Origin of the sequence: Lysinibacillus sphaericus, from assembly GCF_001629735.1 — a bacterium.
In the GTDB taxonomy this organism is placed as follows: domain Bacteria; phylum Bacillota; class Bacilli; order Bacillales_A; family Planococcaceae; genus Lysinibacillus; species Lysinibacillus pinottii.
In genome coordinates this window covers 4,118,185-4,131,213 of record NZ_CP015224.1, presented here as the reverse complement: position 1 = coordinate 4,131,213, position 13,029 = coordinate 4,118,185, and the positions used below count along the sequence as shown (strand labels likewise).

The window sequence follows — 13,029 nt, the reverse complement described above, 5'->3', positions numbered from 1 at the left end:
AAGGCAGCAATCGTATATGCTTTATGTTATCTGGTACAGGGCTATAGTTACGAAAAACCTGGATACCTACTGTTATCACCTCTATTGTCACTGGACCATACAACGGCTAATCTATTAGATAAACACCATTTTTGGCAATTGGCACAGCAGACCCGCATTTTTCACAGGAAAAATAGCTCTCAATCTTGCTGTTTTGATGAACTTATATCATTCCCTTGAGGATACTTCCAATTAACTCATACTATCCCGTTTTGCGAGTCGCTTTTCATCCAATTAAAAGCTTACATTCAAAAAAATGGACCATCTATTTCACCGTAGCACTTACCAAAATTATCTATATATGCTACACTAACCAAAATACAGTGAAGAGAAGAGTAAATAAGGCTGTTCTTCCCAGAGAGCTCCGGTTGCTGAAAACGAGCAAGAACGAATTATTGAAACAAGCCTCAGAGTAGCGCATTGGATTTCTATTAGAATGATGGTGCGACGGGAACTCCCGTTATAGAGTTACAGTATAAACATTCATTCATGTCGTACTGAAAAGGCTATTATGGCAACATAATAGTGAACTAGGGTGGCACCACGTGAGCATAAATTCTTCCGTCTCGTCCCTAAGACTACTGTCTTGGGGGTGGGATTTTTTTATTTTGCAAGGTCACTTTTGCAAGAGGAGGAATTTATATGAAAAAATCTTTAAAATCGTGGCGTTATCCAATTATCCTTTTAAGTAGTATTGGTATTTCTAGTATCGGTGAATGGATTTATTTTATTGCTTTGAACCTTACTGTACTCAATCTGACAGAATCAGCACTTGCTGTTTCTGGCTTGTATATTATCAGAGCTCTCTCCACATTGTTTACTAATTTTTGGTCTGGTAGTTTAATAGACCGCTTTAATAAAAAACACCTGATGATCCTATTGAATCTTTGCCGGTCCATACTGATTGTCGCACTTCCTAGCTTTTTGAGCTTAGGATGGATTTATATTTTAGTCTTTATCATTACAGCTACTAGTTCTATGTATCATCCTACCTCTATGACTTATATCACTAAATTGATACCGATAGAGCAAAGAAAACGCTTTAACTCATTACGTAGTCTGCTTGATTCTGGTGCCTTCCTAACAGGTCCAGCTATTGCAGGCTTTCTATTTACACTAGGTACACCGAATATGGCTATATACTTAAATGCTATTGCTTTATTTTTATCTGCCTGCATAACTATAAAAATGCCGGACGTTGAAGGACATGAACAATTAGGCTTTGCTCTTCGTACAGAAAAAGCAACAACATTTTATAAAATATTGCTCTATGATTGGAAAATGGTCGTCCATTTTAGCTTTAAAAATGCCTATGTGATGGCAGTCTATTTTTTATTTAGTGCTACCATTGTATTGATGACAGCGACTGATTCTTTAGAGGCTGCGTTTGCCACTCAAGTACTTGCTTTATCGGAGGGAGAATATGGGGTTTTGGTCAGTATTGCAGGTGTCGGTGTACTAATTGGTTCTCTAACCAATTCAGCCATTGTTGAAAAAACCTCTACTGCTTGGTTAATCGGCATGGGGTCTATAATGACAGCCTTCGGTTATTTACTGTTTACTTCTTCCTATACCTTTTTTATGGCAGCTTTAGGTTGCTTCCTCTTATCATTCGCAACAGCTTTTGCGAATACAGGTTTCTATACTTTTTATCAAAATAATATCCCTGCTGAAAGCATGGGACGTATAGGGAGTATTTATGGTTTTTTTGAAGCCCTTTTCATCATAATTTTGACAGCTTCATTTGGAGTTACTGCTGAAATTATTTCTATACGATTTGTTATAGTAAGTGCCTCATTTGTCATGGTAACGGTAGCTATCATTTTATTTATTTTAACGATATGCCCTTCTAAAGCCACTTTTTATCAAAGTACTTCTGAGTCTCATAACTAGGTAAATAAAAATAGGTCTTTTCCTTACGTGGAGAAGACCTATTTACACATGACCTAGCTCTTGTGAAAGAAGGTGAGCAGCTCGTGTGACTTCCTTTGCAATACTTTCTAATTTTTCAGTATCTGTATCATACTCAAAGCACTCTGCGCTAATTGCTGCAATTGGTTCTTTATTCAAATCAAAAACAGGTGCTGCCACTGATACTGTTCCCTTTGTTTTTTCTCCATAGCTAATAGAGTATCCCTTATCTTTGATGACATTTAATTGTTCCATTAACTCTATTTTTTCAAGATCACTTATATTTTTTAGAAAGCCAGCTTGCATTTCCTTCTCTGAGAATGCAAGTAATACTTTATTCGCTGCTCCAATTGGATAGGGGATTTTTTCACCTATCATATCAATAATACGGACATTTTTGGGGCTATCCACACGATCAATAATAATAGAATTATTTAGTTTTGGAATATTTAAATACGCTGTTTCCCGCACATTAACGGCAAGCTCTTCTAATAACGGATGGGCTTTTTCTCGGATGTTTGTATGGTGGTACATTTTCATGCCGAGCTGTAACCATGTATACCCTAAACGAAATTCCTTTTTTTCCTCATTTCTTTCTACTAAATCAAAGTTTTCTAATGTATACAATAATCGATAAATTGTACTGCTAGGTAAGTCTGTTTCATTATATATATCTTGAACAGAAAAGAATCGTTTAGGATTCTTCGCTAGTACATGAATAATCATCATTGCTCTTTCAATAGATTGAATCATTGCTCATCCTCCTTTTATTCATTTTAACGAATTTTTACTCATTTATATAGAGTTGCAACCGAATAAATTAATAAAAAGAAACAGAATTTTATAAAAATGAAAATTGACGTTTACGGTTTTTTCTTATATGATGAATCATATTCCACAATACGGATTAATTTTCACATAACGAAACAATGAAGTAAGTATAGTTGCTATTTTGAATGATATCTAATCGAACAAAAAAGGAGCCATATACATGTATTCACAACTAAGACAGTTACCCATCGCAAAGCAAATTGAAAAGCTTACAAATGAATTAGTAAATATTAATAGTATTAATGGTACTCAAGGAGAAGGGAAAATTATTGAGTATATCTATGCGAAAATGAAGGAATTCCCTTACTATCAAGAAAACCCTGCATTTCTTTGGACTTTAAACGTAAAACAGGACCCTATTGGCCGAAAAAATCTTTTTGCTTTCGTAAAAAGTCCTAATGAAACAAAAAGGACCATTATCTATCACGCTCATTTGGATACAGTGGACATAGAGGATTATGGTCATTTAAAAGAGTTTGCTTTTTCTCCTACCAAGCTTGAGGATTTCTTTAAAACCTATGAAGGAAATACGGATGTACAGAAGGATGCTCAAAGTGGCGACTGGATGTTTGGGCGTGGAGCTGTAGATATGAAAAGCGGAGCTGCTGTCCATATTGCCAATGTACAATATTTCACCAATCATCTTCATGAACTAGAAGGAAATATATTACTTATTTTAAATGGTGGCGAAGAGGCCGAGCATAATGGCATCATTGACGCATTAGATGAGCTTAATCGTTTAAAAATGGAGCAGGAACTAGATTTTCTAATGGCCATTAATACTGACTTTACAACTCCTTTATATGGTGATGACCCTCATCGTTATATTTATACGGGTGTTGCTGGAAAGTTACTGCCATCCTTCTACATTTATGGGCGAGAAGTACATGTGGGAGATACATTAAGTGGCATCGACCCCAATTATGTGGCAGCAAAAATTACGGAGCGTATTCATAATAATTTAGCATTAATGGAGGCAATTATAGGTGAAACCATCCTTCCACCTACATGCTTATATCAACGAGACACCAAAGAATCCTATACAGTTCAAACCGCGTCTACTAGCCGAATTTATTTTAACTATTTTTTATATGAAGAGTCTCCAGATCATGTTGTTAAGAAACTTAAGTCTGTCGCACAACAGGCATGTATCGAAGCAAAGCAATATTTACAGCTTCAGTATGAGAAATATATAGAGCGTTCCAACATACCTAAGCGTTCATTATCCTGGCATATAGACGTTGTTACTTATGATGAGTTTATTGTTTATTTAAACGGAAAGGGTATTGAAACCGAGCTTATTATTGCTGATGTCTTGAAAAAAAATGCAGGTAAGGAATTACGCCAACAGTCGTTTGCAATCGTTGATGCGCTGCAAAAGGCAGATCCTGAGCATAAGCCTCGAGTTGTCTTATACTTTGCACCACCATTCCTTCCCCATAATTATTTAAAGGAAAGTGTGGCAAGAGACCAGCTATTAAAGCAAGCCATTTCACAGGTCGTTCATGAGGTAGCGAAAGAAACAGGCGAAGTATTTCAGGTTAAACGCTTTTTCCCTTATTTAGCGGATGGAAGCTTCTTATCTATTCATGCTACACAAGAGGAACTCCAAGAGTTGCTCAATAACTTCCCAAAATGGGATACACTCTATCCCCTACCATTTGAAAAAATAAAGGCGCTGAATATCCCTTCTGTTACAATGGGTGTATACGGAAAAGATGGCCACAAATGGACTGAGAGAGTTTATAAGCCTTATTCCTTCGGCGTGCTACCAAAGCTCATTCAGAAGGCTACAAAAGAAATATTCAAATCCAATCTTTAATATCGAAAAAGCACCGCTCTAATTATTTTTAGAACGGTGCTTTTTTATGTATCCAGTAAAACTATAGTTAAATTGAATGAGGAAAACCCTTCACCTTTTCAACAGCTTCTAGTAATTTTTTTGTGACGATATCTGATTCATCAATATGGTCAGTTAAAACTTTATTTGTTTCATCAAAAAGAGCTGTTGTTGTTTTAAATTTACTCATGACATCTTCAGTCGAAATTTTTTGGCTATCTATATAATCAAGTAATTCCTTCACTTCACCTTGGACATTCATTATGATTTGGAGTAATGCGTTAATTTGCTCAGACGTATCTGTACTTTTTTGAAGTCCTTCTGTCACCAGCTGCATATTATTTTTATTATCCTCATATGCCTCAGATATTTGATCCTCAATTTTTTTCGTAAGATTCACAATATCCTCTGTGCTTGACTTTGTATTTTCAGCAAGCTTTCGTACTTCTTCTGCAACGACTGAAAACCCCTTACCATGCTCCCCAGCTCTCGCTGCTTCAATAGATGCATTTAAGGCAAGTAAATTGGTTTGATTAGAAATCTCACTGATTACTTTGACGATATCAGTTATTTGCTTTGAACGTTCACTTAAATGGTTCATACTATTCGTCGTTTTTTTTGATTGCTCACCAAGCTCATCAATGACATGCTGAACTTCCTTTACAGCTTGTTTACTTTCAATCGATAAAGAAACCATTTCATCTGATGAATGAATTAAAGAGTTTCCTTTTTCTAGAGCATGTCCAGATATGGTATTGGATTCAATGGTGCTGTTTTCTACACGATTAAATTCGCTTAAAATATTTGTAACCATTTCACCCAAAATGACATGTTGATGATTAACTATATCGTGCTGTCCAATCGTTGAAATTAATTCCTTATGTAATTCATTGAGAAAAATTTGAAATTCATGATCCTTCTTATCTAGCTTTGCATTCAACTCGTCAATTTTCCCCTTAAATTGCTCTATATCTTCTCTTTTTGATTGAAATATCGTTAACACATGTCATCACTCCATAACTAGATTTGTATTAATTTTACTCTCTTTGAAGTAATTAATAAACAAATATCGTAAAGGTAGACTTTCCATAAAAAAATCCCACCTCCTAATAGAAGTGGGACCAAAATTTTTAGTAAGCTAAACCGAATAGAGCTTTAATATGTGTTAAATAACGAATATTCGAAGCTTCTTTCATTAATGTTGCAGGAAGACCTTTAAGTTCTGTGTTGCTTGCACCAATTGTAGCAACCGCATCTTTACGGCCTAGGCTTGCAAGTGTACCAGAGTTCACTGCTGAGAATGATTTCATCTCTTGGTTTTTATATTGTGCAAAAACATTATAACCAGCAAGCTCACCCATTTGCCAAGCAACTTGCGCAGTTGGCGCGTAAAGTGGACGACCACCATCAGCTGGTAATGCTACAGATGCGTCACCAATAACAAATACATCTTCGTGTGATGTAGATTGTAGGAATTCATTAATTGTTGCTTTACCACGGTCAGCTGCAAGTCCTGATTCACCTACTATTGGAAGTGGTGCTACCCCACCTGTCCATACAAGTGTGTTTGCAACAATTGGTTCACGGTCTTTTAGAGAAATAACATTACCGTCAACACCAGTTACAGGTGTACCAGTAATAAATTCCACACCGCGTTTTGTTAAGCTTTCAGTCGCGCGTTGAATAAGTGTATCCGGAAGTACTGGTAAGATTTTTGGACCAGCTTCAACAAGTTTAATTTTAAGATCAGCAAAGTTAACACCGTGTTTTGCAGCGATTTTCGGGAAGTTGTCCACGATTTCACCAACAAGCTCAACACCTGTTAAACCGCCACCACCGATAACGATTGTTGCATCTGCTTCATCTTTAGATTGTGCATATGCTTTAATGCGATCTTCGATATGTTTGTTAATTTTATTGGCATCATTTACTGATTTAAGAACCATTGAGTTTTCTTCTAATCCAGGGATACCGAAGAAACCAGTTTGGCTTCCTAAAGATACTACAAGCGTATCGTACGTTAATGTATAGCCATTATCTAAATCCACTTTTTTATTATCTACATTGAATTTCGTTACTTTTGCAATGTGTAGATCGATATCTAAACCTTTAAAGATTTTTTTAAGTGGTAATGCAACAGCACCTTCTGCAATGGTACCACCGGCTAAACGGTGAAGTTCAGTGATAATTTGGTGTGTTGGGAATTGGTTTACTACAGTAATTTTAGCTTCATCAGCTGATAGATACTTACGTGCTGTTAATGCAGTTAAAACGCCAGCGTAACCTGCACCTAAGATGACGATTTCTTTTGACATGATTAATTAATCCTCCGTCCTTACGAATTGAATTTACCTTAAGTCTTATTTAGCTTTGCGTTCTGAGCTTACTTGTAAGAAAGCATTAACAAAACGGAATACATTTTGAACTTGAGGGTCTTTTAGCATTTTCACAAGACCGAATAAACCTATTACTTCGTGGCTTTCAGATGCTCGGTCTTTCGCTTCAATTGCAGTTGCTGCTAGGTTTTTCGCAGAGCCTACTACAGGTCCAGCGATTTCTGTTACTGCACCCACAGTATCATTTTTAAGCACTTCATCTGTTGCTACAGCTTGAGCAAACTCGTATGATTTCGTTAATAAAGTCATCATTTCAGTTAACTTTGGTAATTGCTCAACTAAAGTTGTAAGCGATTCTTGAACTTCAGGTTTTAGTAATTGATCTAGTACATCTAATTGCTCTTTACTCACAGTTACTTGTTCAGCCTGTGCTTGGTTATTCGTTTCTGACATTTTGAACTCTCCTTTGCCATCACTAGTACTATTTTTTATTGCTTACATGTAAAAAAGACCATTAAGGTAAAACTTAACAGTCGTTACAGCGTATATCCTACACAATCACCAGTCACAAGGCCTGGATAGCGATTCGTATGACTTGTTATTACAATGTTAACTTTAAGTCGCAAAAAGCGCATCATAATACCATCCTTATCTTGTCTTGGTGACATTACAACCTTCATTATAAGACTGTTTGTACATTATTTCAATGCGCTAAATCACAATTTCGACAATCTTTTCAAAATTCATTGATTTTATCAACTATTAACTGCCTTACTATCATAAATTTTCTAATGCATCAAATTTTGTAGCTGTCATTCACTTTTTTGTCATTTTTAGAGACTCTTTTTAAAATTCAAATGACCTTTATAACAATGAAAGGAGCTATCTCTATTCTAATGAGATAACTCCTTTCATAAAAATTAGGAAGCTTTATTTATTTTGAACAGATAGCCAAAAGAAATTTGTTACTTCTTTTGCCGTTACATCTATTGAACCTAGCAAAGTTTTCCCGTCGCCATCTTTAAAATACCCTACCGTCATCAGTGCCATAAAGTTATGAGCAAAAAACTTGGCATTTCCTTTTCGAATCGTGCCCTTGTCCATTTCTATTTGTATAGCCCGCTCAATGGTGTGGTACATTTCATTTTCGGATGCTTGTACTTGTCTCAACTGAGATTCCGATAAATTGATGGAGGCCTCCCACATAAAATTATTCATATCAATATCAATAGTTGCCGATAAATGAACCTTAACGAGCTGTTCAAGACGTTCTTTAAATGGTTTTTGTTGCTCTAAAATTTGTAGAATAGATAGCTTGATACGATCCATCATAGCAATTAGTGCCGATGTATACAATTCGCCTTTAGTTGGGTAGTAGTAATAGATAGTCGCCTTTGTTACGTTACAAGCTTTCGCTACATCATCCATCGAAATGTTTTTGTAGCCTTCTTTAATAAAAAGTTTTGTAGCCGTCTCAAGGACTAGATCTTTTGTCGGTTTCGCATTTTCATCATGGCGAGGTCTTCCAAGCATACGCGGTGACTGTTTCAACAAGTTCACCTCCTTTATAAAAAACAATCTTTTTACTCATATTATAACATATCGGTATTTCTAGATTGATTAATTAACCTTCTAGTATATATAATTAAATCACTTACAGGAATGGAGGTTTTCTTATGAAAAAACATCCACTTGAGCAATGGGGCTCAATGGTTGCAAGTAAAAAGGGGCGCTTATTAGCACTAGCCTTTTGGGTGTTATTAGTAATTGTATTGTCGTTTGCTTGGCCACAAATCAATAGTATTGAAAGTGAGTCAGGCAAAAACCTACCTGACACGGAAATGTCTGAACAGGCTGCGGCAATAATTGCCGATCAATTCCCTAATGATGCCGGTACACCATTATTATTGGTTTGGTATCGTGACAGTGGACTAACCAATCAAGACTATTCAGCCATACAAGGTGTATACAGTGAGCTTCAAGCTAAACCCTTAGCTCATCAAACGATGGTTCCACCATTTGATAAAATGCCAACCCAGGCTCTATCAGCCGCTACTTCAGAAAATGGCACAACCATCGTTACACCTGTATTTTTTGAAAAGGGGGTTGCTACAGATGTCCTACAGGATAGTTTAGATAAACTAACCAAAATAATGGAGAGCAACCAAGTCCAATTAGATAAAAAACTTTCGAATGATATGCTACATGTTCGTTATTCAGGACCAGTTGGAATCGCTACTGATGCTGTTAGTTTATTCTCCCAAGCAGATGTAAAGCTATTGATTGCAACAGTATTACTCGTTTTAGTACTACTTATAATTATATATCGTTCGCCATTACTGGCTATTATTCCTTTACTTGTTGTAGGTCTTGCCTATGGAGTAATCAGCCCAACATTAGGCTTCTTTGCGGATCAAGGATGGATTGATAAAGATTCACAGGCAGTCTCTATTATGACGGTATTACTTTTTGGTGCAGGTACTGATTATTGTTTATTCCTAATATCTAAATACCGAGAAATTCTCTTCCATGTTGAAGATAAAACTGTCGCAATGAAACTTGCTGTGAAAGAATCAGGTGGCGCTATTTTAATGAGTGCCCTAACAGTTGTCATTGGTCTAGCTACCCTTAGTTTGGCTCATTACGGCGCATTTCAACGCTTTGCCGTGCCATTCAGCTTTGGTGTACTTGTAATGGGAATTGCAGCTCTCGTCGTCCTTCCTGCAATTCTTGTCATCATTGGTCGTGTAGCTTTCTTCCCATTTGTTCCACGTACAGAAGAAATGGCACTGAACAAAGGAAAAAAACAACATAAGCCATCACATAAGATTAGTCATAAAATCGGACATTTTGTTACGCAGAAGCCATGGATTGTTATTACGGTAACCGTTATATTACTTGGCGGATTAGCAGCATTCGTTCCACGTATTCAATATACGTTTGATTTACTCTCATCCTTCCCAAAAGACATGCCGTCACGAGAAGGCTTCACTTTAATAGAAGAGAATTTTTCTCCTGGAGAATTAGCACCTGTACAATTAGTGATTGATACAGGGGGAAATGAAATTAATTTACAGCAACAGCTTTCAACAATTCCTTATATTGATAGTGTGGCAGATGTTCAAATAGGGAAAAAAAATAATGAGATTCAGTTATATGAACTATCTTTAAATGCTAACCCCTATGCAAAGGAATCGTTGGCTCATATTCCTGAGTTAAAGGCAGAGGTTATCGAAATACTCGAGCAAAGTGGGCTTAAAAATGCTGATAAGCATGTTTGGATTGGTGGAGAAACTGCTAGTCAGTATGATACCCAACAAATAACTAAGCGTGACGAAACGGTTATTATGCCAACCATGATTGCTTTAATCGCATTATTATTATTTGTTTATTTGCGTTCCATTACGGCCACTGTTTATTTATTGGCAACCGTGATTATCTCTTACTTTGGAGCATTAGGCGCAGGTTGGTTGATTTTACATCATATTATGGGGGCAGAAGCCATTTCGGGAGCTATCCCATTGTATGCATTCGTGTTCTTAGTAGCGCTCGGCGAAGATTATAATATCTTTATGATTTCAGAGATTTGGAAAAAACGTAAAACAACTGATCATTTAACAGCTGTAGAAGAAGGAGTTGTCCGAACGGGAAGTGTCATAACATCTGCTGGACTTATTTTAGCAGGTACTTTCGCCGTACTAGCAACATTACCAATTCAAGTACTTGTTCAATTTGGTGTTGTCACAGCAATCGGTGTACTTCTGGATACATTCATTGTTCGACCATTGCTTGTTCCAGCAATCACAACGGTTCTAGGCAAATACGCCTTCTGGCCAGGAAAACTATTCAAAAAAGAAGTCTAACCTTTATAAATAACACGGTCATTAGCAAATCCACTTGCTAATATCCGTGTTATTTTTTTATTAATACTAGAAACATTAGTCATATATTTATTCTAAACTGAGCCTTATAGGATCTCTATTAAAGGATTGACTTTATTAAACTATTCTAAATTACAGTAACGTTTCCATTGCTTAACTCCTTTTCAGGCAATACCCTCGAAAAATATGCCTTTGATTTTGCTAGTTCACTTTATTTCTACGACCCTGAAACACAAGAACGTCTATAAAAGGTAGATTGTATCTGTACCAACACTCTATTTGTGACAAAGTGACAAAGCGACAAAAACGAAGACGATGATAAGGAGTCGTCTTCGTTTTACTTTATTTTTCTTTTAGTTACCTTTTTATGCAAACCTTGAATAACTGTTCGTGTCTCATCTAAATAATCAATTGTCTGATTATACGCACTGGTCACTACTCCCATAAATAAAATATCAATGACGAGAAGCTGGGCAAGACGAGAGGAAGTGGCACCGCTTCTAAAGGTCGCTTCTACATTCGGTGATACATATAAACAAATGTCAGCTAAACTAGATACTAATGAATTACCGTAACGTGTTAGGCTTATTGTAGTAGCAGGAGTTTCGCCTGCTATTTCAAGAATTTTGGCCACTTCATGTGTTTCTCCAGAGAAGGATATCCCGACTACCACATCCCCCTCCTGTGCATTAACAACCGATGTAGCTCCTAGATGTAAATCCATGAATGCTTTACTATGCCTATTAATTCTTAAAAATTTTTGATCTGCATCCATTGCCGTAATTCCAGAAGCACCTACGCCAAAAAAAATAATTCTTCTTGCTTTTGCTAAAGCTGATACAGCTCGCTCTAATTCAGCTTCATCTATTAAATTAGCCGTTTGTGTCAGAATATCACTACTCTGCAAGGTCACCTTCTCTACAATTGATTGTAACGGCTCATTTGCTTCAATATCTCTGTCGACGGTGTTCTTACGCTGTAAATCACCAGCAATACGTAATTTTAATTCTTGAACATCGCTGACATGCAAAGATTTACATAATCTTACAACGGCAGCACTGCTTGTCTGGCTTGCCTCTCCCAACTCTACAGCGGTCATTTTAATCGCCTGTGTGGGATGTTCTAAAATAAAGCTTGCCACCTTTTTTTCAGAAGGAGGTAGCTTCTCTCGCATTTCTGAAAGCATAATTAAACCGGCATTAATTTTTTCCATACATCCATCCCCACCTCTAGTATGTAGCCTTCATGAAAAAGTGAATGGAGCAGTTCCATTCACCTCTTACTTCAAAACTTCCGTAATTCTACTGCTCTACGCACATGCCCTTCGGATTGGGCGAGTAATGCGGTTGCTTCTTCTAACCCTGTATTTGTTAGTAACATGACAATAGCCAGTTTTACTTGATAGTTGGTTTGCTCTAAAACTTGCTCAGCTTGAATATAGGATACTCCTGTCACTTCACAAACAATTTGTTTGGCACGTTCACGCAATTTAAAATTACTAGCATGAACATCCACCATTAAATTTTTATAGACTTTACCAAGCTTGACCATAGTTGAGGTCGTAATCATATTGAGAATTTGTTTATGGGCTGTTGCAGCCTTTAGTCTAGTGGAACCGGTTAGAATTTCTGGACCAGTAATAACCTCAATAGCTATATCTACATTTTCGCTAATGGTAGAACGAGCGTTGCTGACCAAGCTAATCGTTTTTGCCCCTATTTGCTGAGCATAATTTAAAGCTCCTTTGACAAAAGGCGTTCTACCACTTGCCGCAATACCAATGACTATATCTAGATTTGTTAAGCGTTGTTTTTCCAATTCTTGCCGACCTAAAGATAAATCATCTTCTGCCCCTTCTATAGCGATCATTACTGCCTCTGACCCACCCGCTAATATGGCTTGCACTAGCTTAGGCGAAGTACTAAATGTTGGTGGACATTCAACAGCATCTAGCAGCCCGATTCTCCCACTTGTCCCTGCCCCTACATAAAACAATCTACCGCCATTTTTTAGCGCATGTACAACAGCCATAATAGCCTGTTCTATTTCAGGTAATACTTTGGCAATAGCCTGTGGAATTTTTTGATCCTCTTCATGCATTAGCCTTACAATTTCAGCAATGGACATTAAATCTAAATCGGTTGTGTCTGGATGATAATCCTCAGTCGTCAGTTTTGTCATTCGCTCCATC

At 36.9% G+C, this 13,029-nt stretch carries 10 protein-coding genes and 1 other annotated feature; of the genes, 3 read left to right on the top strand and 7 right to left on the bottom strand.

Annotated elements, in window-relative coordinates; genetic code table 11:
* The first annotated feature begins 353 nt into the window (after nucleotides 1–353).
* Nucleotides 354–616: a binding site (T-box leader), on the top strand.
* A gap of 65 nt (nucleotides 617–681) precedes the next feature.
* Nucleotides 682–1,932 (top strand): MFS transporter, encoded by a 1,251-nt coding sequence (locus A2J09_RS20320; RefSeq protein WP_012292543.1) that lies wholly within the window; start codon nucleotides 682–684, stop codon nucleotides 1,930–1,932.
* 42 nt (nucleotides 1,933–1,974) lie between these two features.
* On the opposite strand, the gene A2J09_RS20315 is transcribed toward A2J09_RS20320, so the two are convergent.
* Nucleotides 1,975–2,703, bottom strand: coding sequence for an IclR family transcriptional regulator (locus A2J09_RS20315; protein WP_012292542.1), 729 nt, complete (start codon nucleotides 2,701–2,703; stop codon nucleotides 1,975–1,977).
* A 238-nt stretch (nucleotides 2,704–2,941) separates the two neighbouring features.
* Between A2J09_RS20315 and A2J09_RS20310 the strand changes: the two genes are divergently transcribed.
* Nucleotides 2,942–4,603 (top strand): M20/M25/M40 family metallo-hydrolase, encoded by a 1,662-nt coding sequence (locus tag A2J09_RS20310; protein ID WP_012292541.1) that lies wholly within the window; start codon nucleotides 2,942–2,944, stop codon nucleotides 4,601–4,603.
* 67 nt (nucleotides 4,604–4,670) lie between these two features.
* On the opposite strand, the gene A2J09_RS20305 is transcribed toward A2J09_RS20310, so the two are convergent.
* The 4 genes from A2J09_RS20305 to A2J09_RS20290 form a co-directional block, all read right to left on the bottom strand.
* Nucleotides 4,671–5,624 (bottom strand): methyl-accepting chemotaxis protein, encoded by a 954-nt coding sequence (locus A2J09_RS20305; protein WP_012292540.1) that lies wholly within the window; start codon nucleotides 5,622–5,624, stop codon nucleotides 4,671–4,673.
* Nucleotides 5,625–5,751: 127 nt separating this feature from the next.
* Nucleotides 5,752–6,936 carry an NAD(P)/FAD-dependent oxidoreductase gene (locus A2J09_RS20300; RefSeq protein WP_012292539.1) on the bottom strand — a complete coding sequence of 395 codons (1,185 nt, stop codon included), beginning with the start codon at nucleotides 6,934–6,936 and terminating at the stop codon, nucleotides 5,752–5,754.
* A gap of 45 nt (nucleotides 6,937–6,981) precedes the next feature.
* Complete coding sequence (locus A2J09_RS20295) at nucleotides 6,982–7,410, bottom strand: helical membrane plugin domain-containing protein (RefSeq protein ID WP_012292538.1); 429 nt, start codon at nucleotides 7,408–7,410, stop codon at nucleotides 6,982–6,984.
* Nucleotides 7,411–7,887: 477 nt separating this feature from the next.
* Nucleotides 7,888–8,517 (bottom strand): TetR/AcrR family transcriptional regulator, encoded by a 630-nt coding sequence (locus A2J09_RS20290; protein ID WP_231112981.1) that lies wholly within the window; start codon nucleotides 8,515–8,517, stop codon nucleotides 7,888–7,890.
* A gap of 116 nt (nucleotides 8,518–8,633) precedes the next feature.
* On the opposite strand from A2J09_RS20290, the gene A2J09_RS20285 reads away from it, so the two are divergent.
* Nucleotides 8,634–10,820: an MMPL family transporter gene (locus tag A2J09_RS20285; protein ID WP_012292536.1), complete on the top strand. Its 2,187-nt coding sequence runs from the start codon at nucleotides 8,634–8,636 to the stop codon at nucleotides 10,818–10,820.
* 355 nt (nucleotides 10,821–11,175) lie between these two features.
* Here the strand turns inward: A2J09_RS20285 and A2J09_RS20280 are convergent, their stop codons facing one another.
* On the bottom strand, nucleotides 11,176–12,051 hold the full coding sequence (locus A2J09_RS20280) for a MurR/RpiR family transcriptional regulator (protein ID WP_012292535.1): 876 nt from the start codon (nucleotides 12,049–12,051) through the stop codon (nucleotides 11,176–11,178).
* Nucleotides 12,052–12,122: 71 nt separating this feature from the next.
* Complete coding sequence (murQ, locus tag A2J09_RS20275) at nucleotides 12,123–13,028, bottom strand: N-acetylmuramic acid 6-phosphate etherase (RefSeq protein ID WP_012292534.1); 906 nt, start codon at nucleotides 13,026–13,028, stop codon at nucleotides 12,123–12,125.
* Nucleotide 13,029 lies beyond the last annotated feature (1 nt).

What these genes read in the sequence shown, in the direction of transcription:
- A2J09_RS20315 (WP_012292542.1), bottom strand. Translation starts at nt 2,703, where the DNA reads ATGATTCAATCTATTGAAAGAGCAATGATGATTATTCATGTACTAGCG.
- A2J09_RS20320 (WP_012292543.1), top strand. Translation starts at nt 682, where the DNA reads ATGAAAAAATCTTTAAAATCGTGGCGTTATCCAATTATCCTTTTAAGT.
- murQ (WP_012292534.1), bottom strand. Translation starts at nt 13,028, where the DNA reads ATGGAGCGAATGACAAAACTGACGACTGAGGATTATCATCCAGACACA.
- A2J09_RS20285 (WP_012292536.1), top strand. Translation starts at nt 8,634, where the DNA reads ATGAAAAAACATCCACTTGAGCAATGGGGCTCAATGGTTGCAAGTAAA.
- A2J09_RS20300 (WP_012292539.1), bottom strand. Translation starts at nt 6,936, where the DNA reads ATGTCAAAAGAAATCGTCATCTTAGGTGCAGGTTACGCTGGCGTTTTA.
- A2J09_RS20310 (WP_012292541.1), top strand. Translation starts at nt 2,942, where the DNA reads ATGTATTCACAACTAAGACAGTTACCCATCGCAAAGCAAATTGAAAAG.
- A2J09_RS20295 (WP_012292538.1), bottom strand. Translation starts at nt 7,410, where the DNA reads ATGTCAGAAACGAATAACCAAGCACAGGCTGAACAAGTAACTGTGAGT.
- A2J09_RS20280 (WP_012292535.1), bottom strand. Translation starts at nt 12,051, where the DNA reads ATGGAAAAAATTAATGCCGGTTTAATTATGCTTTCAGAAATGCGAGAG.